We start from the raw sequence: 23,755 nt of genomic DNA on the forward strand, positions 1-23,755 counted from the left end.
TTGTTAAGGCATAAAAAATATCGGTATCTTCCGCATCATGTCAGCGATAGCACTTCGCTGGCACCTCACTTTGGCCGTCGTCGATGACGACAGTGATTTTCGATAAGGACACTGCATGAAAAAGGTTCTGTTGTTCACCGCATTGGCGGCAGCCCTGACCTCGGGCCTGGCCCAGGCTGCGGAGAAACTGGTCGTTGCTGCCACCCCGGTACCCCACGCCGAAATCCTCGAGCTGATCAAGCCAGCCCTCGCCAAAGAAGGCGTGGATTTGCAGATCAAGGTGTTCACCGACTACGTTCAGCCCAACGTACAAGTTGACCAAAAGCGCCTGGACGCCAACTACTTCCAGACCCTGCCTTACCTCAAGAGCTTCAACGAAGGCAAAGGTACTAACCTGGTGACAGTCATCGGCGTGCACGTCGAACCGTTTGGCGGCTACTCGAAAAAGGTCAAGAGCCTGGCTGAGCTGAAGGACGGCGCAACCATCGCCATCCCTAACGAAGGCAGCAACAGCGGCCGCGCCCTGATCCTGCTGCAGAAGGCTGGCCTGATTGAGCTCAAGGATCCGAAAAACGCCCTGGCTACGCCGAAAGACATCGCCAAGAACCCGAAGAACTTCAAGTTCAAGGAACTTGAATCGGCCATGTTGCCGCGCGTGCTAGACCAGGTTGACCTGGACATGATCAACACCAACTATGCCTTGGAAGCAGGTCTGAATCCGGCCAAGGATGCACTGGTAATCGAGGGTGCGGATTCGCCTTACGTGAACTTCCTGGTGGCCCGTCCGGACAACAAGGACAGCCCGGCCATCCAGAAACTGGCCAAGGCCCTGACCAGCCCGGAAGTGAAAGCGTTCATCGAGAAGAAATACAGTGGCGCGGTACTGCCGGCGTTCTGATTCTCCCGATAAAACCCTTCACGGTTTCAAACGCCGACGGCTGATACAGCGTCGGCGTTTTTTTATGCTCAAACAAAGTACTTTGGAAGTGATCACCTGTGGCGAGGGAGCTAGTCCGGCCAATGCCACGCCGGCTCATCCAACGCGCGCTGCCCGGCAATCCCGGTCTGCCCAAAGTCCTTTTCCAGCACGATGCAATTGCAGTCCTCGTCCTGTTCCAGCGCGGCAATCAGGCGCGAGGCATGGGACACGACCCAGACCTGGCAACTGGCCGAGGCTCGGATGATCAAGCGTGCCAGGGCCGGCAACAGGTCCGGGTGCAGGCTGGTTTCCGGCTCGTTGAGCACCATCAGCGACGGCGGTCGCGGCGTGAGCAGGGCGGCAACCAGCAACAGATAGCGCAAGGTCCCGTCCGACAGTTCGGCGGCGGTCAGTGGTCGCAGCAGGCCGTGCTGTTGGAACGCGATGGCGAAACGTCCACCTTGCAGCTTGTCGATCTGCAGATGAGCGCCCGGGAAGGCATCGCCGATGGCGGCATGCAACGCCTCGAAGTCGCCTATCTCAAGGATCGTCTGCAGCGCGGCGGCGAGGTCGCGGCCATCGTGGTGCAACACCGGCGTGCGGGTGCCCAGTTGCGGTTGGCGCACCGGGGCGTCGGCGTCGCTGCGAAAGTGATCGTAGAAGCGCCAGCGGCGGATGAACTCGCGCATTTGCAGCACCTCCGGCGAGGCACGCAGGCTGCCGACCTGGTCGAACAGGCTGTCGAAGGTCTGGGTGTGCTGGGACAGGACATCCCAGGAGCGCCCCTCGCGGGCACGGACCATCGGCCCGTTGCGGTCCACCAGCAGGCTGGCCGGTCGAAACATCGGGCCGGCCCAGATGCATTCACGCTTGATCTCCGGGTCCAGGGAGAAAGCCGAGCGACTGGGCTCCGGCAGGCCCAGGGCGATCGAATAGCTGAAGTCTTCAGCGGCGAATCCCAGGCGCAGGCGCTTGGTGCCCTGACGCACAGTCGCCTGGACAGGTACTTCGCCGTTGCGCATGCGCCGGCTGATTTCTTCCGGGCCGGCCCAGAAAGTCGAGTCCAGGCCTCCTTCCCTGGCAAGCGCATTGACCACACCGCCTTGTGCCGTTTCCGCCAGCAGCCGAAGGGCGCGATACAAATTGGATTTGCCGCTGCCGTTGGGGCCGGTGATCAGGTTCAGCCGACCCAGTGGAATGACCAGTTTATTGATGGATCGGTAGTTGGCCACTGCCAGGGTCTTGAGCATGCGAATTCCCTTCGTGCATGGATGTCTGAGACGAGTCTGCCCGATTGCCGTGCATTCGGTGAACCCTGTTCTAAGCTCACAGTCGTATCGTCACTGGTACTTCGGTACAACGCAAAGGAGTCTGCATGACTGGTCCTGGAATCAAATTGATTGTTGGCTTGGGCGTGTGTGCGTTGTTGACGGGGTGTGGTGACAAGAAACCCGAGGAAAAAGCCTTGCCCCGGGTGTTCATACAGCAAGCCACACCCAGCGAGTACGCGGCCTCGGTCACGCTGACCGGCGATGTCCAGGCCCGGGTGCAAACCGATCTGTCGTTTCGTGTGGGCGGCAAGATCGTCGAGCGCAAAGTCGACGTCGGCGACCGGGTCTCGGCCCGGCAAGTGCTGGCCCGGCTCGATCCTCGCGACTTGCAGACCAACGTCGATTCCGCCGAAGCCCAGGTGGCCGCCGAACAGGCGCGGGTCAAGCAGAGCGCGGCGGCCTTCGTTCGCCAGCAGAAACTCTTGCCCAAGGGCTACACCAGCCAGAGCGAATACGACACGGCCCAGGCGCAATTGCGCAGTAGCCAGAGCGCGTTGACGGCGGCCCAGGCCCAACTGGCCAACGCCCGCGAACAGCTCAGTTATACCGCGCTCATTGCCGAGGCGCCCGGCATCATCACGGCGCGCCAGGCCGAAGTCGGCCAGGTGGTCCAGGCCACGGAGCCGATTTTCAGCCTGGCCCGTGACGGTGAGCGTGACGCGGTGTTCAACATCTATGAATCACTGTTGCGCGAACCGCCCTCGGACCCGCAGATCACCATCAGCCTGCTGGACAACCCGGCCATCAAGACCACCGGCACGGTGCGCGAGATTACCCCAGCGGTGTCCGCCGAGACCGGTACCGTGCAGGTCAAGGTCACGCTCAACGACTTGCCTGAAGGCATGCGCTTGGGGTCGGTGGTCAGCGCCACGGCCAAATCCGCCGGCAAGACCGCCGTGGAATTGCCTTGGTCGGCACTGACGAAGAACCTAAGCGAGCCGGCTGTGTGGTTGGTGGACGGCGAGGGCAAGGCGCAGTTGCAGACGGTCACGGTCGGCCGCTATTTGACCGGCAAGGTCATCATCAGTGACGGGCTCAAGGGCGGCGAGAAGATCATCATTGCCGGCGGGCAATTGCTCCATCCTGGCGTGCGCGTCGAGATCGCTGAAAACAACTACGACAAAGCCCCGACAGGAGCCCAGCCATGAAGCGCCTGTGGATGGTTTCGGCCGGCCTGCTGCTGGCCGCCTGTTCGAAAGAAGAAGCGCCGCCGGAGCCGATCAGACCGGTGTTGTCCATCGAGGTTCGGGCCCTCGACCAGCAGGCCCTCGGACGCTTCGCCGGGAATATCCAGGCCCGCTACGAAACCAACGTGGGGTTCCGGGTGCCGGGCCGTATTGCCAGCCGCAACGTCGATGTCGGTGCCGAGGTGAAGAAGGGCGACCTGCTCGCGACCCTCGACCCCACCGACCAGCAGAACCAGTTGCGCGCCGCCCAGGGCGACCTCGCGCGGATCCAGGCGCAGTACATCAATGCCCAGGCCAACGCCCGTCGCCAGCAACAATTGTTCGACCGTGGCGTCGGTGCCCAGGCGCAACTGGACGTCGCCCAGACCGATCTGAAAACCACCGCAGCATCCCTGGAGCAGGCGCGGGCCTCGGTTGAGCAGGCCCGTGACCAGCTCAACTACAGCGAACTGCACACCGATCATGACGCCGTCGTCACGGCTTGGACTGCCGAGGCCGGGCAAGTGGTGACCGCCGGCCAGCAGGTGGTGACACTGGCCCGTCCGGACATCAAGGAAGCGGTGATCGACTTGCCTGCCGGGTTGGCCGAACGCCTGCCGGAGGACGTGGTGTTCGAAGTCGCCGCGCAACTCGACCCGGCGACCCGCACCACGGCCATCGTGCGCGAGATCGAACCCCAGGCGCAAAGCGCCACCCGCACGCGCCGCGCACGCCTGACCCTGACCGATACACCGCCAGGATTTCGCCTGGGCACGGCCATCAGCGTGACCCTGAGCTCGGCCATCGAGCCGCGCATCGAGTTGCCGCTCAGTGCGCTGCAGGAAGTGGATGGCAAGACGCGAATCTGGCTGGTCAACCCGCAGGACCAGACGGTTTCGCCCCGGGACGTACAGGTGCTCGAACGGTCGGACGACTCGGTGTTGGTGGCCAACGGCATCAAGCCCGGCGACCGCGTGGTCAGCGCTGGCGTGAACAGTCTCCAGCCGGGGCAAAAAGTGAAACTCGACGAGGACGCACGATGAAAGGGCCTTTCAACTTATCGGAATGGGCCCTGCGGCATCAGTCATTCGTCTGGTACCTGATGTTCGTCGCGCTGCTGATGGGCGTGTTCTCCTACATGAACCTGGGCCGCGAGGAGGATCCGTCGTTCACCATCAAGACCATGGTCATCCAGACCCGCTGGCCTGGCGCGACCCAGGAAGAAACGCTCAAGCAGGTCACGGACCGCATCGAGAAAAAACTCGAGGAGCTCGATTCCCTCGATTATGTGAAGAGCTACACCCGGCCCGGTGAGTCCACGGTGTTCGTGTACCTGCGCGATACCACGGGCGCCAAGGAAATCCCGGAGATCTGGTACCAGGTCCGCAAGAAGATCAACGACATCCGCGGCGATTTCCCCGAAGGCCTGCAAGGTCCGGGATTCAACGATGAGTTCGGCGACGTCTATGGCTCGGTGTACGCCTTCACCGGCGACGGCCTGTCGATGCGTCAGTTGCGCGATTACGTGGAGCAAGTGCGCGCCGAGATTCGCGACGTGCCTGGCCTGGGCAAGGTGGAGATGGTCGGCGAGCAGGACGAAGTGCTGTACCTGAACTTCTCCACGCGCAAACTCGCGGCCCTGGGCATCGATCAACGCCAGGTGGTGCAGAGCCTGCAATCGCAGAACGCCGTCACCCCGGCCGGGGTAATCGACGCCGGGCCGGAGCGGATTTCCGTGCGCACGTCGGGGCAGTTCCAGTCGGAAAAGGACCTGGCCAGCGTCAATCTGCGACTCAACGATCGCTTCTATCGACTGGCTGACATCGCCGATATCCGCCGTGGTTATGTCGACCCCGCCACACCGATGTTCCGCTTCAATGGCACGCCGGCCATTGGCTTGGCCATCGCCATGAAGAAGGGCGGCAACATCCAGGAATTCGGCAAGGCGCTGCACGCACGCATGAACGAACTGACCGCCGACCTCCCGGTGGGCGTCGGCGTGCATACGGTGTCGGACCAGGCCGAGGTGGTGGAGGAGGCTGTCGGCGGTTTCACCAGCGCGCTGTTCGAGGCGGTGATTATCGTGCTCGTCGTCAGTTTCATCAGCCTCGGCATCCGGGCCGGGCTGGTGGTGGCGTGCTCGATTCCGTTGGTGTTGGCGATGGTATTCGTGTTCATGGAATACAGCGGCATCACCATGCAGCGGATCTCCCTCGGCGCGCTGATCATCGCCCTCGGGCTGCTGGTGGACGACGCGATGATCACCGTGGAAATGATGGTGACCCGTTTGGAAAAGGGCGACAGCAAGGACCAGGCCGCCACGTTCGCCTACACCTCGACCGCCTTTCCCATGCTCACCGGGACCCTGGTGACCGTGGCCGGTTTCGTGCCCATCGGCCTGAACGCCAGTTCGGCGGGCGAATACACCTTCACCCTGTTCGCGGTGATTGCCGTGGCGATGCTGGTGTCGTGGATCGTCGCGGTGTTGTTTGCCCCGGTGATCGGCGTGCACATCCTCAGCACTGACATCAAACCCCACAGCGCCGAGCCGGGGCGGATCGGCCGGGCGTTCAATGGCGGCCTGCTGTGGGCGATGCGCAATCGCTGGTGGGCCATCGGGATCACGGTGCTGCTGTTCGCGTTGGCGGTGTTTTGCATGCGCTTCGTGCAGAACCAGTTCTTCCCGTCTTCGGACCGCCCGGAGATCCTGGTGGACCTCAACCTGCCGCAAAACGCCTCGATGGACGAGACGCGCAAAGCGGTCGACCGCCTGGAAGCGACCCTCAAGGATGACCCGGACATCGCGCGCTGGAGCACTTACATCGGCGAAGGCGCCATTCGTTTCTATCTGCCGCTGGACCAACAGTTGCAGAACCCGTACTACGCGCAACTGGTGATTGTCAGCAAGGGCCTGGAGTCGCGCGCGGCCCTGACCGAACGCCTGCAAAAACGCCTGCGGGAAGATTTCGTCGGCATCGGCAGCTACGTGCAGGCGCTGGAAATGGGCCCGCCGGTAGGGCGGCCGATCCAGTATCGGGTCAGCGGCAAGGACATCGACCAGGTGCGCAAGCATGCGATCGAGTTGGCCACCGAGCTGGACAAGAACTCGCACATCGGCGAAATCATCTACGACTGGAACGAGCCGGGCAAGGTGCTGCGCATCGACATCGCCCAGGACAAGGCGCGGCAGTTGGGGCTCTCTTCGGACGACGTGGCCCGGCTGATGAACAGCATCGTCAGCGGCTCGCCGGTGACCCAGGTCAACGACGATATCTACCTGATCGACGTGGTAGGGCGCGCCGAAGACGCCGAGCGTGGTTCGCCGGAAACCCTGCAGAACCTGCAGATCGTCACCCCGGGCGGCACGTCGATTCCGCTGCTGGCCTTCGCCACGGTGCGTTATGAGCTGGAGCAGCCGCTGGTGTGGCGTCGCGACCGCAAGCCGACCATCACCATCAAGGCCGCCGTGCGCGATGAAATCCAGCCCACGGACCTGGTGAGGCAGTTGCAACCGGACATCGACAAGTTCGCCGCCAAGTTGCCGGTGGGCTACAAGATCGCGACTGGCGGTACGGTGGAAGAAAGCAGCAAGGCCCAAGGACCTATCGCCAGCGTGGTACCGCTGATGCTGTTCTTGATGGCGACGTTCCTGATGATCCAACTGCACAGCGTGCAGAAGCTGTTCCTGGTGGCGAGCGTCGCGCCGTTGGGCCTGATCGGCGTGGTGCTGGCGCTGGTGCCGACGGGCACGCCCATGGGCTTCGTGGCGATCCTTGGCATCCTTGCGCTGATTGGCATCATCATTCGTAACTCGGTGATCCTGGTGACCCAGATCGACGAGTATGAGCGTGACGGCTACGAACCCTGGGACGCGGTGGTGGAAGCCACCGAACACCGACGCCGGCCGATCCTGCTGACGGCGGCTGCGGCGAGCCTGGGGATGATCCCGATTGCCCGCGAAGTGTTCTGGGGACCGATGGCCTACGCGATGATCGGCGGAATCATTGTCGCCACGTTGCTGACGCTGTTGTTCCTGCCGGCGCTGTACGTGGCCTGGTACAAGATCCGCGAGCCGAAGCGTGATTGAAACGGCCGAGAACATGTCCCATGTGGCGAGGGGATTTATCCCCGCTGGGCTGCACCGCAGCCCCAAGGAAAACAACCTCATTCAACCTGATACACCGGGTTTGCAGCCTTTTGGGGCTGCTTCGCAGCCCAGCGGGGATAAATCCCCTCGCCACAGTTAGGTGTCTGGTCTCGGCAGCGCGCAATTTTTACTTGCGCAACAACCGCAACCCATTGAACACCACCAGCAAACTCACCCCCATGTCGGCAAACACCGCCATCCACATGGTCGCCAGCCCGGCGAAGGTCACGCCGAGGAAAACCGCCTTGATAACCAACGCCAGGGCGATGTTCTGCTTGAGAATGCTCGAGGTCTGCCGCGACAGCCGGATGAACGCCGGAATCTTGCGCAGATCGTCATCCATCAAGGCAACGTCGGCGGTTTCGATGGCCGTGTCGGTGCCGGCCGCCGCCATGGCGAAACCGATTTCCGAGCGGGCGAGCGCCGGGGCGTCGTTGATGCCGTCGCCGACCATGCCGACCCGGTGGCCTTGGGCATACAGATTTTCGATGGCGTGCAGCTTGTCCTCCGGCAGCAGGTCGCCACGGGCCTGATCGATGCCGACCTGCCGGGCAATCGCCTCGGCGGTGTGGGCGTTGTCGCCCGTCAGCATCAATGTCTTGATACCCAGTCCGTGCAATTGCCGGATGGCTTCGCGGCTGGAATCCTTCACGGTGTCGGCGACGGCAAACAGCGCCAAGGGCTTTGTGCGGTCGAGCAGCAGCACCACGGACTTGCCTTGCTTTTCCAGGGCGAAGAGTTGCTCTTCCAGTTCCGGGGAACACAGGTCGAGATCTTCCACGAGGCGGTGATTGCCCAAGTGATAGGTCTGGCCGCCGATGTCGCCACGAACACCGCGCCCGGCCAGCGCGGCGAAGTTATCCACAGCATGCTGCGCCAGTTGTTTATCCACAGCCGCCTCGGCAATCGCCCGGGAAACCGGGTGGTCCGAGCGTGCCGCGAGGCTGGCGGCCAAGGCTGGGACGGTGGCTTCCGTGGTCGGGTCCAGCAGCACGTAATCGGTCTGTACCGGCTTGCCGTGGGTGATGGTTCCGGTCTTGTCCAGGGCCAGGTAATCGAGCTTGTGGCCGCCTTCAAGATAGACGCCACCCTTGACCAATATGCCTTTGCGCGCCGCTGCTGCCAGGCCGCTGACGATGGTCACCGGGGTGGAAATCACCAGCGCGCAAGGACAGGCGACCACCAGCAGGACCAGCGCGCGATAGATCCAGTCGAACCAGCTCGCGCCCATGAACAGCGGTGGGATGATCGCCACGGCCAGGGCCAGGGCAAACACCGCCGGGGTGTAGACTTTCGAGAATTGATCGACGAAGCGCTGGGTAGGCGCCCTGGAACCTTGGGCCTGTTCCACAGCGTGGATGATTCGCGCCAGGGTCGATTGATCGGCAGCGGCGGTGACCGTGTATTCCAGTTCGCCGGCCTGGTTGATGGTGCCGGCGAAGACTTTATCGCCCACGGTTTTTTCCACCGGCAGGCTCTCACCGGTGATGGGCGCCTGGTCAATGGTCGAGCGCCCGGCGACCACGTCACCGTCCAGCCCAACCCGTTCGCCAGGACGAAGCCGTACCCTGGCACCGAGGGCAATGGTCTTCACGTCCTCTACCTGCCACGTGCCATCGGCCTGTTGCACCGTGGCTTGTTCCGGCGCCATTTGCATCAGGCCGCTGATGGCGTTGCGTGCGCGATCGAGGGATTTGGCTTCGATCAGTTCGGCCACGGTGAACAGGAACATCACCATCGCCGCCTCCGGCCATTGGCCGATCAGCACGGCGCCGGTCACCGCGATGCTCATCAAGGCGTTGATGTTCAGGTTGAAGTTTTTCAGGGCAATCCAGCCCTTCTTGTACGTGCCGAGGCCGCCGCTGAGAATCGAGACCAATGCAACCAACGCGACCACCCAGTTCGGCGCGGCGTTGGTGAAGTGAATCACCTCGGCAGCCGGTGCCGTGACGCCGGACAACGCCAGTGGCCACCAGGGCTTCGCTGGGGCAGGCAAGTTATTGGTCGGCTTTTCCTGGCCGGCCGCCAGTGGCTCCGCCTGCATCCCGAGGGATTTGATGGCCTTGATGATGGGGGCATCGCTGGGCAAATCATGGGTCACGCCCAGCACGCGGTTGATCAGGTTGAATTCCAGCTGCTGCACGCCTTCGAGCTTGCCGAGTTTGTTCTGGATCAGCGTCTGCTCGGTGGGGCAGTCCATGGCTTCGATGCGAAAACTGCTCAGCCGCGCACCGTCCGTCGGCGTTTTGCCGAGGCTGACCACCGACGGTGCCGCTTTCGAGGCGCAGCAGGAGTGCCCATGGGCGTGGCCGTGGTCGGGTTTGTGGATGTGAAGGGAATCGCTCATCGGATGATGTCCGTAAAAAGTGCCTGTTGCGCAGTAAAGACCCTGTAGCCACTATAGGGTCAAGCACCTATTTTCGGAGGCCACACCATGAAGATCGGAGAACTGGCGAAAATCACCGACTGCCAGGTCGAGACCATCCGCTACTACGAGCGCGAAGGCCTGCTGCCGGAACCGGCCCGCAGCGACGGTAATTATCGCGTTTATACCCAAGCCCACGCCGAGCGGCTGACGTTCATCCGCAACTGCCGCACCCTGGACATGACCCTCGAAGAAATCCGCAGCCTCCTGGCCTTGCGCGACAGTCCCCAGGATCAGTGCGAGAGCGTCAACGCCCTGATCGACGAGCACATCGACCACGTCAAGGCGCGCATCGATGGCCTGATGGCCTTGCAGGCGCAACTGATCGACCTGCGCCATCGCTGTGGCGAAGGGCCGGATCTTGATCAATGCGGGATCTTGCAGCGGTTGGAGGTGAGCGGGGCGGTGGCGCCGGAGGTGGAGCATTCACATGTGGGCAGGAGTCATGGACATTGAACTGATCTTGAAGCACACGGAGATCTAATGTGGGAGCGAGCTTGCTCGCGATAGCAACCTATCAGTCAACATTGATGTTGAATGTAATGGCCCTATCGCGAGCAAGCTCGCTCCCACAAGGGAGAGGCGGGGTGGCTCAGACCGCCATCGGCGCGGTCATCGGCGCGTGGTGCTGGTAGCCTTCGAGGGAGAAGTCGCCCGGCTCCACTTGCTCCAGCCACTCCGGCTGATAAACACCGGTCTTGGCAAACTCCGGCACTCGCTCGGAAATCACCAGCTTTGGCATCGGGAACGGCTCGCGGGTGAGCTGTTCGTTGAGCATGTCCAAGTGGTTTTCGTAGACGTGGGCGTCGCCGATGAAATAGGTGAACCAGCGCGGCGTGTAGCCGGTCAGGCGGCCGATCAGGCTCAGCAGCGCGGCGCCTTCGGTGAGGTTGAACGGCGTGCCCAGGCCCAGGTCGTTGGAGCGGATGTAGAGGGTCAGGGAAATTTCCCGGGTCTCGACATTCGGGTGGAACTGGTAGAGCAGATGGCACGGCGGCAGGGCCATTTCATCGAGCTGGGCGCAGTTCCAGCCATGGAACAGGATGCGACGGCTGCCCGGGTCCTTGATGATGGTGTCGACGCACTGGCGAACCTGGTCGATGGCCTTGTACAGCACCACGTAGGCTTGGCCGTTTTCCTCGCCCTCGGCGATCTGCCGGTAACCCTGGGCCAGCGTCTGCTCGATGGCCGCCTGGTTGTTCAGGGGGATTTGCTTGTAGGCCGGCCACTTGCGCCACTGCACGCCGTAGATCTCGCCCAGGTCGTCTTCACCCTGGCGGAACGGGTTGGCCAGCCACTGCGCATTTTCGTTGGCGTTCTGGTCCCAGACCTTGCAGCCCAAGGCGCGAAATTCAGCGGCATTGTTCACGCCACGCAGGAAACCGCACATTTCGCCGATGGCCGACTTGAAGGCCATCTTGCGGGTGGTGATGGCGGGGAAGCCTTCCTTCAAGTCGTAGCGCAGCATGGCGCCGGGGAAACTGATGGTGTTCACGCCGGTGCGGTTGGCTTGCTTGGTGCCGTTCTTGATGACGTGGGCCACCAGATCGAGATATTGCTTCATGGGTTACCTGTGTCCTTGAACCCGGGGCCTGCGCCCCGGGGTTCGAATTTTAAACTTTGGCGGCGGCAGCCGGCGCGCGACGATAGGCCAGCCAGATCAGCGCGAGGCCACCGATGATCATCGGCAGGCACAGCACCTGGCCCATGGTCAGCCAGTTCCACGCCAGATAGCCGAGTTGGGCATCGGGGACGCGGACGAATTCGACGATGAAGCGGAAGATGCCATAGAACAGGGCGAACATGCCGGACACCGCCATGGTTGGCCGCGGCTTGCGCGAGAACAGCCAGAGAATCAGGAAGAGTGCCACGCCTTCGAGGGCGAATTGATAGAGCTGCGACGGGTGGCGCGGCAGCTGCGCCGGGTCGCTGAACGGCGGGAAGATCATCGCCCACGGCACGTCGGTCGGCTTGCCCCACAATTCGGCATTGATGAAGTTGCCGATGCGCCCGGCGCCCAGGCCGATCGGCACCATCGGCGCGACGAAGTCCATCAGTTCGAAAAACGACTTGTTGTTGCGCTTGCCGAACCACAACGCCGCCAGCATCACGCCGATGAACCCGCCGTGGAACGACATGCCGCCCTTCCAGACTTCGAAAATCAGCGTCGGGTTGGCCAGGTAGGCGCTCAGGTCGTAGAACAGCACATAGCCCAGGCGTCCGCCGACGATCACGCCCATGGACAGCCAGAACACCAGGTCGGAGAGCTTTTCCTTGTTCCAGGTCGGGTCGAAGCGGTTGAGCCGGCGCGACGCCAGCAGCCAGGCACCGCCGATGCCGATCAGGTACATCAGGCCGTACCAGTGGATTTTCAGCGGGCCGATGGCCAGGGCCACCGGATCGATCTGCGGGTAAGGCAGCATTGATATTCCTCGTAAACGTCAAAAATACCCGGGCGACGCTGCCACCTCGGGATTAAGCCAGGATTGCGTCAGAGCAGGAAACTCAAGCCCACGCTGAACAGCAAAGCGGCGAACAACCGTTTGAGCAAGCGCGGTGACAGGCGATGGGCCAGCCGCGCGCCGACGCGGGCGAAGACCATGCTCGTCAGGGCGATCCCCAGCAGGGCAGGCAGATACACAAAACCGAGACTATGGGGCGGTAACAGCGGATCGTGCCACCCCAGAATCATGAAACTTAGCGCACTGACCAGGGCGATCGGCAGCCCGCAGGCCGAGGAAGTCGCCACCGCTTGTTGCATCGGTACGCTGCGCCAGGTCAGGAATGGCACGGTCAGCGAACCGCCGCCGATGCCGAAAATCGCCGAGGCCCAGCCAACGACCGTGCCGGCCAGGGTCAGCCCGACCTTGCCCGGCACCGTGCGGCTGGCCTTGGGCTTGAAGTCCAGGGCCAGTTGCGCAGCGACGAGCATGGCGAACACACCGATGATTTTTTGCAGGTGCGGGCCGGAAATGGCTTCGGCGGTAAGCGCGCCGAAACCGGCGCCGATCAGGATCCCGACGGTCATCCAGGCGAAGATCAGCCAGCGCACCGCGCCTTTGCGATGATGTTCGCGCACGGCGTTGACCGACGTGAAGATGATCGACGCCAGGGAGGTACCGACGGCCAGGTGCGTCAACACCTGCGGATCGAAACCCTGCAAGGTGAAACTGAACACCAGCACCGGGACGATGATCATTCCGCCCCCCACGCCGAACAGCCCGGCCAGCACGCCGGCGCAGGCGCCGAGCAGCAGATAGAGCAAAAATTCCACCAGCGTCGCCTCGACCATCGCAAATAAGAGCGGCATGGTAACGGATCGAGGGCATCTGGCTCCACTGAAGGCGATGGATGCCGGGGCAATGTATGAGTAGAGTGGCAAAGATCGCTGTCCCTGTGGCGAGGGGATTTATCCCCGCTGGGCTACGAAGTAGCCCCTGGACCTTCAATTTGGTCAACTGATATACCGAGTTGCCGGAGCTTGGGGCCGCTGCGCAGCCCAACGGGGATAAATCCCCTCGCCACAAAAGCGCTGCTCGGTTTTATCCCATAACAGGACAACCTGATGTGCCTGATCGTATTTGCCTGGCGCCCTGGCCACGCCCAGCCGCTGATCGTGGCGGCCAACCGCGACGAGTTCTATGCGCGCCCGACCTTGCCCCTGGCCCAGTGGCCTGACGCGCCCCATGTCCACGCCGGTCGTGACCTGGAGGCTGGCGGCACCTGGCTTGGTGTGGGCGACGACGGTCGCTTTGCGGCCCTGACAAACATCCGCGACCCGGGCCAGTTGCCGGCCTTCAAGTCCCGCGGCGAGCTGGTGGCGCGGTTCCTGGCCGGGACTCTGTCGATTACTGATTACCTAAGCGAAGTGGTGCCACGTGCCGGCGAGTACGGTGGTTTTAACCTGCTGCTTGGCGACGGTACGGAGCTTTGGCACTACAACGCCCGCGATACCCGGCCGCAACAGTTGGCCGAAGGGGTCTACGGCGTGTCCAACGCCGGGCTGAACACGCCCTGGCCAAAGTTGCTCAAGGCTCGAACGGCATTGAGCGAAGTGCTGGACGATCCGCAGCCCCAGGCCTTGCTGGCGCTGTTGAACGACCCGCAACCTGCGCCAGTGGCTGAACTGCCGGACACGGGGGTGGGGTTGGCGACGGAGATGCTGCTGTCGAGTGTGTTTATTGCCAGCCCGGCCTACGGAACGCGGGCGAGTACGGCGCTGATCGTCCATGCCGATGGGACGCGGCAGATGGTCGAGCGCAGTTTCGGGCCCCATGGGGGGCATTTGGGGGAGGTGGAGCTGCTCGTTTAATGCCGACGATATCCCGTGGCGAGGGAGCTTGCTCCCGCTGGGCTACGAAGTAGCCCCAAAGCTTTTGGGCGGGCTTCGCCCGCCAGCGGGAGCAAGCTCCCTCGCCACAAATGCTCGCCGCAGGATTTAGAGCGTCTTGCTCGACGCCGGATTGATCATCCGCGCCAGCCCAAGGTTCTTCAGCGCCAACTGCAAGGAACTATGAATCACCTGCGGATTGTCGATGGTCATCAGCTCCGCCAGCAGTTCCTGGGCCTTGCTGAGGTTGATCTGGCGCAGCATCCATTTCACTTTCGGCAGGTTGGTGGCGTTCATCGACAGGCTGTCGAAACCCATCGCCATGAGCAGCACCGCCGCCGCCGGGTCACCGGCCATTTCGCCGCAGATGCTCACCGGCTTGCCTTCGGCATGGGCGTCGCGCACCACGGTCTGCAAGGCTTGCAGCACCGCCGGGTGGAGGTAATCGTAGAGGTCGGCCACCCGTGGATTGTTGCGGTCCACGGCGAGCAAGTACTGGGTCAGGTCGTTGGACCCTACCGAGAGGAAGTCCACCTGCCGCGCCAGTTCCTTGGTCTGGTACACCGCTGCCGGAATTTCGATCATCACCCCGACTGGCGGCATCGGCACGTCGGTGCCTTCATCGCGCACTTCGCCCCAGGCCCGGTGGATCAGGTGCAGGGCTTCTTCCAGTTCATGGGTGCCGGAAATCATCGGCAACAGGATGCGCAGGTTATTCAAGCCTTCGCTGGCCTTGAGCATGGCGCGGGCTTGGACCAGGAAGATCTCCGGATGGTCGAGCGTCACGCGAATGCCGCGCCAGCCAAGGAAGGGGTTGTCTTCCTTGATCGGGAAATAGGACAGGGACTTGTCGCCGCCGATGTCCAGGCTGCGCATGGTGACCGGTTGCGGATGGAACGCGGCCAGTTGCTCGCGGTAGATCGCCAGCTGTTCCTTTTCGCTGGGGAAGCGCTGGTTGATCATGAATGGCACTTCGGTGCGGTAAAGGCCTACGCCTTCGGCGCCACGCTTCTGCGCCCGGGCCACGTCGGCCAGCAGGCCGGTGTTGACCCACAGCGGCATGCGGTGGCCGTCGAGGGTCACGCACGGCAGGTCCCGCAGCGCATCGAGGCCCAGGGACAGTTGCTTTTCTTCCTCCACCACATCGGCGAACTGCTTGCGCAGCACATCGCTGGGGTTGGTGTAGACCTCGCCATGGTAGCCATCGACGATCATCTGGATGCCGTCGACCTTCGAGTACGGCAGGTCCACCAGGCCCATCACCGTCGGGATGCCCATGGCCCGGGCCAGGATCGCCACGTGGGAGTTGCCCGAGCCCAATACCGAGACCAGCCCCGCCAGCTTGCCTTCGGGGACTTCGCCGAGCATGGCCGGGGTCAGCTCTTCACTGACCAGGATGGTGTTGTCGGGGTAGACCAGGGTCTGCTGGCGCTCTTGCTGCAAGTAGGCCAGCAGTCGGCGGCCAAGGTCCTTGACGTCCGAGGCGCGCTCGCGCAGGTAGGCGTCGTCCATCAGTTCGAAACGGTTGACGTGGTCGGTCACCACCTGGCGCAGCGCGCCCTGGGCCCATTGGCCGGTCTTGATGACCGTGGTGACTTCGCTGCCCAGGGAGGCATCGTCGAGCATCATCAGGTAGACGTCGAACAGTGCCCGTTCTTCCGGGCGCAACTGCGTCGCCAGCTTCGCCGACAAGGCGCGCATGTCGGCCCGCACGCCTTCGATGGCGGTCTTGAACAACCCCAGCTCGGCGTCGATGTCGCTGATGGCCTTGTCCGGCACCACGTCGAGGTCGGCGGGCGGCAACATGACCACCGCCGTGCCCACCGCCGCGCCCGGTGAACCCGGCACGCCGACGAACTTGGCTTCCTGGATGCCCTTGCCCTGGCGACCCAGGCCGCTGATCGAGCCAGTGGCCTCGGCGTGGGCGATAACCCCGGCCAGTTGCGCGCTCATGGTCACGAGGAAGGCTTCTTCACCTTCGTCGAACTGGCGGCGCTCTTTTTGCTGGATGACCAACACGCCGACGACGCGGCGGTGGTGAATGATCGGTGCGCCAAGGAACGAGGCGTAGCGCTCTTCGCCCGTTTCGGCAAAGTAGCGGTAGCGCGGGTGATCCGCGGCGTTTTCGAGGTTCAGGGGTTCTTCGCGCGTGCCGACCAGGCCGACCAGGCCTTCATTGGGGGCCATGCTGACCTTGCCGATGGAGCGCTTGTTCAAGCCCTCGGTGGCCATCAGCACGAAACGGTTGGTCTCGGGATCAAGCAGGTAGACCGAGCAGACTTGGCTGCCCATGGCCTCTTTGACGCGCAACACAATAATCCCCAACGCCGCCTTGAGATCCTTGGCGGAGTTAACTTCCTGGACGATCTTGCGCAGCGTATTGAGCATGGCTCGGGGTCGAACTCCGTCGTCAGTCGCGCGTCAGCAGGCGCGGGGCAAGCTCTTTAAGGGCGCGTCGATACACCTCGCGCTTGAATGTCACCACCTGGCCCAACGGATACCAATAGCTGACCCAGCGCCAGCCATCGAACTCCGGTTTACCGGTCAAATCCATCCGCACCCGCTGCTCGTTGGAGATCAGGCGCAGGAGAAACCATTTCTGCTTCTGGCCGATGCACAGCGGCTGGCTGTGCGTCCTGACCAGGCGTTGCGGCAAACGATAGCGCAACCAGCCTCGGGTGCAGGCGAGTATCTCAACATCCTCTCGCTCCAGCCCGACTTCTTCATTCAATTCGCGGTACAAGGCCTCTTCCGGCGTCTCCTGGGGATTGATCCCACCCTGGGGAAACTGCCAGGCGTCTTGATTGATACGGCGTGCCCATAGCACCTGCCCAGCATCATTCGTAAGAATGATCCCCACATTGGGACGGAAACCATCGGGATCGATCACGGCAACAACCTCGCAAACGCATGTCGCCGCATTGTTCCACAAAGGTTGTGAAAGCAGCAACGAGCGTCCCTAGCTTATGTGCACTCTTGTGAAAAGTCCGTATTCTGGACGCCTTTCTTCAGAATTTTCAGCGAGTAACTGCAATGCGGCTGGCTTTATTCGACTTGGACAATACGCTGTTGGGCGGCGACAGCGACCACGCCTGGGGCGATTACCTGTGTGAGCGCGGGTTCCTCGACGCTGTTACATACAAGGCGCGCAACGACGCGTTCTACCAGGACTACCTGGCCGGCAAGCTCGACAATGCCGAATACCTGAACTTCTGCCTGGAAATCCTCGGCCGCACCGAGATGGAAGTACTGGCGCAGTGGCATCTTGACTACATGCGCGACTGCATCGAGCCGATCGTGTTGCCCCAAGCCATCGAACTGTTGAAAAAGCACCGCGACGCTGGCGATAAGCTGGTGATCATCACCGCCACCAACCGCTTCGTCACCGCCCCGATTGCTGAACGCCTGGGGGTCGAGACCCTGATCGCCACCGAATGCGAAATGATCGACGGGCGCTACAGCGGACGCAGCACCGATATCCCGTGTTTCCGCGAAGGCAAGGTGACCCGACTGAACCGTTGGCTGGAGGAGACCGGCTATTCGCTGGAGGACAGCTACTTCTATAGCGACTCGATGAATGACTTGCCGCTATTGGAAGCGGTGACGCATCCGGTGGCGGTGGATCCGGATCCGAACCTGCGGGCCGAGGCCGAGAAGCGGGGTTGGCCGGTGATCAGCCTGCGGGACTGAGTGCTTCGGCGCCCACCGTAGATCGTCAGGTGGGCTGGCCTCAAGCGGGCTTGGCCACCATCAAATAGAAAATCGCCATGAATGCCAGGAACGCTGGCCAGCCCAGCGCAAACCACCAGCGCATGTAAGTGGCGGCTTTGATCGGCATGGGCGTGCCGTCCCGCAAGGCGTGCTCGGCCATTTTGTGTACGCGGATCTGCAACCAGACCACCGGCAGCCAACAGGCGCCCGCCAGGCAATAAAGGCCGATGCTCCACATCAACCAGCTCTGCTGCAATGGCCAGCCGGCGATGTGCACCAGGGCCAGGCCGCTCAGTGGCTGGAACACGGCGGTCGTGGCGGTGAACGCCCAATCGGCGAAGACCAGATGCCTGAAGGTGACGGCAATGACTTCAAGCTTGCCGCTGCGCCAGGCCCGAAGCGCGTAGTAGGCAGACCCGGCGCCCAGGCCGAACAGGACGGTCGAAGACAGGATGTGCAGGGTTTTCAGTAGCAGGTAAATGCTCATTGGCGGGGTTCGGTCCAAAGCAGCCATAAAGTCGCGACTATCAACACCAGGTTCTTGGCGACAGCCGCATAAGGGTCGAACCAATAGTGCGGCAGGATAAAGCTGATGCACAGCGTGTAGCCGAGCATCAATCCCAACTGCAGCCGCAATGCCTGGCGTCGCCAACGCTGGAGCAACATGCCCACGCCCAGCGCACCGTCGCACAGCGCGCCGCTGACCACCGCAAGCTTCGCCCAGGTGCCGTAGACGCCGGCTTCGGCCAGGATGCGCAAGCCCCAGTCGTAGCCGGGGCCGAGGCACACCGCGGCGGTTCCCAGCCAGATAAGTGCCAGTACGGCGAACATCAATGGACGAATAGCCCGAAGGCTGCTTTGGGCGATCGTCGGCCATTCATGCAGGCAGGTTTGCACCGGGGCGGCGCGATAGCCGCAGACTGAAGCGAGTACCGCAGGGTCAGCCAGGTTGTCCCGTTGCGCCAGCGCCACGCTTTGCCGGTTCAGGGCGCGCCAGCCGAACCGATCCCCCATCCGGCTGCCCACTTCGGTCAACAAGGTCGGCGCTCGCAGGTAGCGCGCTGGCGGCCAACCTTGGGCGGCTCGCAAACGGTCGATAAGCTGCGCCAGGGTCATCGGCTCTGGCCCCACCAATGGCAGCACCACCGACTCGGTTGGCCAGTGCCGCAGGAGGGCGAGGACTGCGCCGGCCAGGTCATCGATGTGCACGGGTTGAATACGGGCTTTCAGATCCAGCAAGGGGATCACCGGCCAAGGCGAAAGTCCTGCCAGCCAACCGCTGCTTGCGCCGCCCGGTCCCAGCACCAACGACGGTCGCAGCACAACGGAAACATTGTTCAAGCCGGACAAGTATTCGTCGGCCATGCCTTTGCTGTTCAGAAAGGGCACGTCGGATTGGGCACTCGCTCCCAGCGCGGAGATCTGCAGGACCGGTACGCCCCGGCGTGCGGCCTGGTCGAACAGCGCTCGGGCGCCGTGATCCTGGACCAGGCTCAGCGCTTGAGTATCAACGCTCAACAGGCCGGCAGCGTTGATCAGCAAGTCGACGTCGTCGGGGAACGAAAAATGCCCGGGATCGCTCGCCAGCAAGCCGAGATCCAGCGCCAGCCATTCGACTCCGGGCCAGCTCGATGCTCGTGCCTGGCGGCTTGTTGCGATGATCGAGTGGCCGGCGCCGTGCAGCGCTCGCAGCAGATTGCCGCCGATAAAGCCGCCGCCACCCACCAGCAAAATCTTCATGGCGATCCTTGTCGCTTAGATCGGCTTGGCGCCCATCAAGGCGGCAATGGACAGGAAACCGATCCCACTGATGATCGCCAACGCCCAGGTGAATTTGCCGCCACCGCCGCTGGCCGTTCGCTGACGATTGAGCCGTGCCAACAGCCAGAAAACGCTGAGCGCCGCCACGGTATAGATAACGCTGGAGCCCAGCAGCCAGGTTTGGCCCAGCGGCCAGCCCACCAGATGGACGAGCCACCAGCCGGTAAACGGCATGCTCAGCATGCAGAGCAGCATCACGCCCCAGGCGAACAGCCATGGGCGCCGCAGCGTGCAGGCCGGCCCCTCGCTGCGCTTGCGCCAGGCCAGGACGGCCAGGCTCACACCGCAAGCCAGCAGAACGACCGTGGCTGCGACGTGCAGCACTTTCAAGGTCAGCAGAGTTTCCATGGGTTTTTCCTTGAGCCGATGTCCTTGAGCGTAGCCTCTCAGCCAAGAAACAGCTGATAGGCCGGATTGTCGCTCTCATCCCAGTACGGATAACCGATTTCTTCCAGGGCGGCCGGCACCAGGTGGCGTTCATCATGGGGTACTTGCAGCCCGGCGACGACACGGCCATCCGCCGCGCCATGGTTGCGGTAGTGGAACATCGAGATATTCCAACGACCGCCCAGCTTGTTGAGGAAGTTGAACAGCGCCCCCGGACGCTCCGGGAATTCGAAACGCAGGACCACTTCGTCAATGACGTGAGCCGCATGGCCACCGACCATGTGGCGAATGTGCAGCTTGGCCAGTTCGTTGTCGGTCAGGTCCAGCACCGGGAAACCCTGCTCGGTCAGGCTGGCGATCAGCTTGCTGCGTGGGTCGTTTTCCGGGTGCGTCTGCACGCCAACGAAGATGTGCGCTTCGCTGCCAGTGTTGTAGCGGTAGTTGAATTCGGTGATCTGGCGTTTGCCGATGGCCTCGCAGAAAGCCTTGAAGCTGCCTGGCTTCTCGGGAATGGTCACGGCGATGATCGCTTCGCGGCCTTCACCCAGTTCGGCGCGCTCGGCCACGTGGCGCAGGCGGTCGAAGTTGACGTTGGCGCCGGAGTCGATGGCCACCAGGGTCTGGCCGCTGATGCTGCGCGTCTCGACGTATTTCTTGATCCCGGCAACGCCCAGGGCGCCGGCAGGTTCGGTAATCGAGCGGGTATCGTCGTAGATATCCTTGATCGCAGCGCAGATCTCGTCAGTGCTGACGGTGATGACCTCATCCACGTAGTGTTTGCAGATATCAAAGGTGTGCTGGCCGATCTGCGCCACGGCCACGCCATCGGCGAACAGGCCCACGGTGGGCAGGACCACGCGCTCGCCAGCGGCCATGGCCGCTTGCAGGCAGTTGGAATCGTCGGGCTCGACGCCGATGATCTTGATCTCCGGACGCAGGTATTTCACATAGGCCGCGATCCCTGCGATCAGCCCGCCACCGCCCACCGGGACGAAAATCGCATCGAGGCGCCCCGGGTGCTGGCGCAGGATTTCCATCGCCACCGTGCCCTGCCCGGCAATGGTGTGAGGATCGTCGTATGGGTGGATGTAGACGTAGCCCTTTTCGTCCACCAGCTTTAGCGAATAGGCCAGGGCTTCAGGGAACGAGTCGCCATGCAGCACCACTTTGCCGCCACGGGAGCGCACGCCTTCGACCTTGATTTCCGGCGTGGTCTTGGGCATGACGATGGTGGCTTTCACCCCCAGCACCTTGGCGGCCAGCGCCAGGCCCTGGGCATGGTTGCCCGCCGACGCCGTGACCACGCCGCGGGCGCGCTCTTCGTCGCTGAGCTGGGTCAGCTTGTTGTAGGCCCCGCGAATCTTGAACGAGAACACCGGTTGCAAGTCTTCGCGCTTGAGCCAGACCTCGTTGCCCAGCCGCTCGGAGAGCTGGCGAGCGGTCTGCAGCGGGGTTTCCACGGCAACGTCGTAAACGCGCGAGGTGAGGATCTTTTTGACGTACTGTTCAAGCATCGGAAGCATCACTGAGCGGGTTGGGCAGGGCCAAGGAGTCTAACCCGGCTTTTGGCCGGGCGACCACACGAATTAAGGCACTTTGGGCGCAGAAGCCCCCGTGGCGAGGGAGCTTGCTCCCGCTGGGTCGCGCAGCGGCCCCAGAAAAAGCGATGAGCGCTTCGCACTCAAGCGGGAGCAAGCTCCCTCGCCACGGTTTCTACGCCTATAATGCCGGCCTTTCGTTCCCTCTCGGCACCTTCGGAGCCCGCATGACCCAGGATCAACTCAAACAGGCCGTGGCCCAGGCCGCTGTCGACCTCATCCTCCCGAAACTGGATGACAAGAGCATCGTCGGGGTGGGCACCGGCTCTACCGCCAATTGCTTCATCGACGCGCTCGCGCAGCACAAGGGTGCGTTCGATGGCGCGGTCGCCAGCTCCGAAGCCACCGCCGCACGCCTCAAGGGCCACGGCATCCCGGTGTACGAGCTCAACACCGTGAGCGACCTGGAGTTCTACATCGATGGCGCCGACGAAAGCGACGCGCACCTGAACTTGATCAAGGGCGGCGGCGCGGCATTGACCCGTGAGAAAATCGTCGCGGCCGTCGCCAAGACGTTCATCTGCATCGCCGATGCCAGCAAGCTGGTGCCGGTGCTCGGCGCGTTCCCGCTGCCGGTGGAGGTCATCCCGATGGCTCGCAGCCACGTGGCACGCCAGTTGGTGAAGCTGGGCGGCGACCCGGTGTATCGCGAGGGCGTGTTGACCGACAACGGCAACATCATCCTCGATGTGCACAACCTGCAGATCACCCATCCGGTGGAACTGGAAAGCCAGATCAACGCCATCGTCGGTGTGGTCACCAATGGCTTGTTCGCTGCTCGTCCGGCGGATGTGCTGTTGCTGGGGACGGCTGACGGGGTGAAGACCTTGCGGGCTGAGTAAGCGCAGGACTGGTTATATATCAAGTGAACTCGAACCCTGTGGGAGCGGGCTTGCTCGCGAAGGCGGTGTGCCAGATGACATGTCTGTGTCTGATACCCCTTCGCGAGCAAGCCCGCTCCCACATAGGGGCTCTATGATGAATCAGAGTAAGCGGTTCAAGGCTCTGGCTTCTTGAACACGTAGAACAGATTCGGCTCGCTAACCACGTACAGGTTGCCATCGTCGTCCATGGCCAGGCCTTCGGCCTGCGGTACGTTTTTTTCCAGCCCATGGCGACCCTTGTTCAACGACAGCGTGCTCAGCGGTCGTCCGTCGATGTCCAGCTCGATAATCAACCGCGACTCATCGGACAGGGCCAGCAAGTGGCCGCTGCGTTCGTCGTATTGAAGACTTGAGAGATCGCGGACAAACAACCCGGCGTCGCGCTTGGGGTTATTGATCACATGAACTGCGTAGGATTTTTCCGGGTTGTGGTGGGGAAAACCGTGTACTTCATAAATCAGCATCGGGTCGCGCTCCTTGGCAACGAACAGGCGCTTGCCGATCGAGTCATAGGCCAACCCTTCGAAACCTTTGTTGCCGTTCATGTGTACGCCAAGCGTGATTTGCTCGGCGTCGGCCGCGTCGAGGAACCGGGTGTCTTCTTCCAGATGAATCTTGATCAGTCGTTGCTGGCGTTCATCAGTGATGACGTAGATGTTCTCACTGATGAATTCCACCGCTTCCGGGTCGCCGAAGCCGATCAGGGCGATGCGCCGCAGGACCTTGCCGTCCAGCGACAACTCGATCAGTTCGGCATTCTGATTGGTCACGGTGAACAAGCTCTTGCGGATCGGATCGTACGTCAGCGCCGACACATCATCGTCGAGTCCTTCGATGACCTGGGCTTGCACCGTGGTCTGATATTTATCCAAGGCAATGGCCTGCTCGCTACCGGTATGCCACAGGGTATTGATGTTGAACCAGGCGCGCTCGAACAGGCGCAGGTACTGTCCTGCGGTGATCAGTAGAACCAGCACGAACGTCAAGAGCACAAAAATAAGGGGCTTGGGGCGGGCGAGTCGACGCATGTGGTGTG

At 62.5% G+C, this 23,755-nt stretch carries 20 protein-coding genes; 8 read left to right on the forward strand and 12 right to left on the reverse strand.

What is annotated here, in order from left to right; all coding sequences use genetic code 11:
• Positions 1–115: 115 nt before the first annotated feature.
• Complete coding sequence (locus KSS97_RS02115) at positions 116–898, forward strand: MetQ/NlpA family ABC transporter substrate-binding protein (protein WP_198797022.1); 783 nt, start codon at positions 116–118, stop codon at positions 896–898.
• Positions 899–1,008: 110 nt separating this feature from the next.
• Here the strand turns inward: KSS97_RS02115 and KSS97_RS02120 are convergent, their stop codons facing one another.
• A complete protein-coding gene (locus tag KSS97_RS02120; protein WP_217860943.1) occupies positions 1,009–2,169 on the reverse strand; it encodes an AAA family ATPase in 1,161 nt (386 codons plus the stop codon).
• Positions 2,170–2,294: 125 nt separating this feature from the next.
• Between KSS97_RS02120 and KSS97_RS02125 the strand changes: the two genes are divergently transcribed.
• From KSS97_RS02125 to KSS97_RS02135, 3 genes are read left to right on the forward strand one after another with little or no spacing between them, the layout of a single operon-like run.
• Positions 2,295–3,398, forward strand: a complete 1,104-nt coding sequence (locus KSS97_RS02125; RefSeq protein WP_217860945.1) for an efflux RND transporter periplasmic adaptor subunit — start codon at positions 2,295–2,297, stop codon at positions 3,396–3,398.
• Positions 3,395–4,459 (forward strand): efflux RND transporter periplasmic adaptor subunit, encoded by a 1,065-nt coding sequence (locus KSS97_RS02130; protein ID WP_030140539.1) that lies wholly within the window; start codon positions 3,395–3,397, stop codon positions 4,457–4,459. Before KSS97_RS02125 ends, KSS97_RS02130 begins: the two co-directional genes overlap by 4 nt.
• Positions 4,456–7,503 (forward strand): efflux RND transporter permease subunit, encoded by a 3,048-nt coding sequence (locus KSS97_RS02135; RefSeq protein WP_217860947.1) that lies wholly within the window; start codon positions 4,456–4,458, stop codon positions 7,501–7,503. Before KSS97_RS02130 ends, KSS97_RS02135 begins: the two co-directional genes overlap by 4 nt.
• Positions 7,504–7,690: 187 nt before the next feature.
• Here KSS97_RS02135 and KSS97_RS02140 read toward each other — a convergent pair whose 3' ends face one another.
• On the reverse strand, positions 7,691–9,910 hold the full coding sequence (locus tag KSS97_RS02140) for a heavy metal translocating P-type ATPase (RefSeq protein ID WP_217860949.1): 2,220 nt from the start codon (positions 9,908–9,910) through the stop codon (positions 7,691–7,693).
• 87 nt (positions 9,911–9,997) lie between these two features.
• Between KSS97_RS02140 and cadR the strand changes: the two genes are divergently transcribed.
• The gene (cadR, locus tag KSS97_RS02145; RefSeq protein WP_030140536.1) at positions 9,998–10,444 is read left to right on the forward strand and encodes a Cd(II)/Pb(II)-responsive transcriptional regulator; all 447 of its coding nucleotides are present in this window, start codon (positions 9,998–10,000) and stop codon (positions 10,442–10,444) included.
• 136 nt (positions 10,445–10,580) lie between these two features.
• On the opposite strand, the gene KSS97_RS02150 is transcribed toward cadR, so the two are convergent.
• The 3 genes from KSS97_RS02150 to KSS97_RS02160 form a co-directional block, all read right to left on the reverse strand.
• Positions 10,581–11,552: a thymidylate synthase gene (locus tag KSS97_RS02150; protein ID WP_217860951.1), complete on the reverse strand. Its 972-nt coding sequence runs from the start codon at positions 11,550–11,552 to the stop codon at positions 10,581–10,583.
• Positions 11,553–11,601: 49 nt separating this feature from the next.
• Positions 11,602–12,411 (reverse strand): prolipoprotein diacylglyceryl transferase, encoded by an 810-nt coding sequence (lgt, locus tag KSS97_RS02155; RefSeq protein ID WP_030140534.1) that lies wholly within the window; start codon positions 12,409–12,411, stop codon positions 11,602–11,604.
• Positions 12,412–12,479: 68 nt separating this feature from the next.
• Positions 12,480–13,262, reverse strand: a complete 783-nt coding sequence (locus tag KSS97_RS02160; protein WP_198797091.1) for a sulfite exporter TauE/SafE family protein — start codon at positions 13,260–13,262, stop codon at positions 12,480–12,482.
• A 291-nt stretch (positions 13,263–13,553) separates the two neighbouring features.
• Between KSS97_RS02160 and KSS97_RS02165 the strand changes: the two genes are divergently transcribed.
• Positions 13,554–14,300, forward strand: a complete 747-nt coding sequence (locus KSS97_RS02165) for an NRDE family protein (protein ID WP_217860956.1) — start codon at positions 13,554–13,556, stop codon at positions 14,298–14,300.
• 126 nt (positions 14,301–14,426) lie between these two features.
• Here the strand turns inward: KSS97_RS02165 and ptsP are convergent, their stop codons facing one another.
• Complete coding sequence (gene ptsP / locus KSS97_RS02170; RefSeq protein WP_030140531.1) at positions 14,427–16,706, reverse strand: phosphoenolpyruvate--protein phosphotransferase; 2,280 nt, start codon at positions 16,704–16,706, stop codon at positions 14,427–14,429.
• Positions 16,707–16,728: 22 nt separating this feature from the next.
• On the reverse strand, positions 16,729–17,208 hold the full coding sequence (locus KSS97_RS02175; protein ID WP_003186867.1) for an RNA pyrophosphohydrolase: 480 nt from the start codon (positions 17,206–17,208) through the stop codon (positions 16,729–16,731).
• Between the two features lie 143 nt (positions 17,209–17,351).
• Here KSS97_RS02175 and KSS97_RS02180 point away from each other — a divergent pair, with 143 nt between their 5' ends.
• Positions 17,352–18,008: a histidinol-phosphatase gene (locus KSS97_RS02180; protein WP_030140530.1), complete on the forward strand. Its 657-nt coding sequence runs from the start codon at positions 17,352–17,354 to the stop codon at positions 18,006–18,008.
• A gap of 40 nt (positions 18,009–18,048) precedes the next feature.
• Here the strand turns inward: KSS97_RS02180 and KSS97_RS02185 are convergent, their stop codons facing one another.
• Genes KSS97_RS02185 through ilvA form a run of 4 tightly spaced genes read right to left on the reverse strand, consistent with a single transcriptional unit; the run spans position 18,049 to position 21,751 of the window.
• Complete coding sequence (locus tag KSS97_RS02185) at positions 18,049–18,516, reverse strand: DUF2269 family protein (protein WP_030140529.1); 468 nt, start codon at positions 18,514–18,516, stop codon at positions 18,049–18,051.
• A complete protein-coding gene (locus KSS97_RS02190; RefSeq protein ID WP_030140528.1) occupies positions 18,513–19,769 on the reverse strand; it encodes an SDR family oxidoreductase in 1,257 nt (418 codons plus the stop codon). Before KSS97_RS02190 ends, KSS97_RS02185 begins: the two co-directional genes overlap by 4 nt.
• A gap of 15 nt (positions 19,770–19,784) precedes the next feature.
• Positions 19,785–20,198 (reverse strand): DUF2269 family protein, encoded by a 414-nt coding sequence (locus tag KSS97_RS02195; RefSeq protein WP_217860958.1) that lies wholly within the window; start codon positions 20,196–20,198, stop codon positions 19,785–19,787.
• A gap of 38 nt (positions 20,199–20,236) precedes the next feature.
• Positions 20,237–21,751, reverse strand: coding sequence for a threonine ammonia-lyase, biosynthetic (ilvA, locus tag KSS97_RS02200; protein WP_030140526.1), 1,515 nt, complete (start codon positions 21,749–21,751; stop codon positions 20,237–20,239).
• A 251-nt stretch (positions 21,752–22,002) separates the two neighbouring features.
• Between ilvA and rpiA the strand changes: the two genes are divergently transcribed.
• Positions 22,003–22,677, forward strand: a complete 675-nt coding sequence (gene rpiA / locus KSS97_RS02205; RefSeq protein WP_217860959.1) for a ribose-5-phosphate isomerase RpiA — start codon at positions 22,003–22,005, stop codon at positions 22,675–22,677.
• Between the two features lie 155 nt (positions 22,678–22,832).
• On the opposite strand, the gene KSS97_RS02210 is transcribed toward rpiA, so the two are convergent.
• The gene (locus tag KSS97_RS02210; protein ID WP_217860961.1) at positions 22,833–23,747 is read right to left on the reverse strand and encodes an SdiA-regulated domain-containing protein; all 915 of its coding nucleotides are present in this window, start codon (positions 23,745–23,747) and stop codon (positions 22,833–22,835) included.
• Positions 23,748–23,755 lie beyond the last annotated feature (8 nt).

This window comes from Pseudomonas alvandae, from assembly GCF_019141525.1.
In the GTDB taxonomy this organism is placed as follows: domain Bacteria; phylum Pseudomonadota; class Gammaproteobacteria; order Pseudomonadales; family Pseudomonadaceae; genus Aquipseudomonas; species Aquipseudomonas alvandae.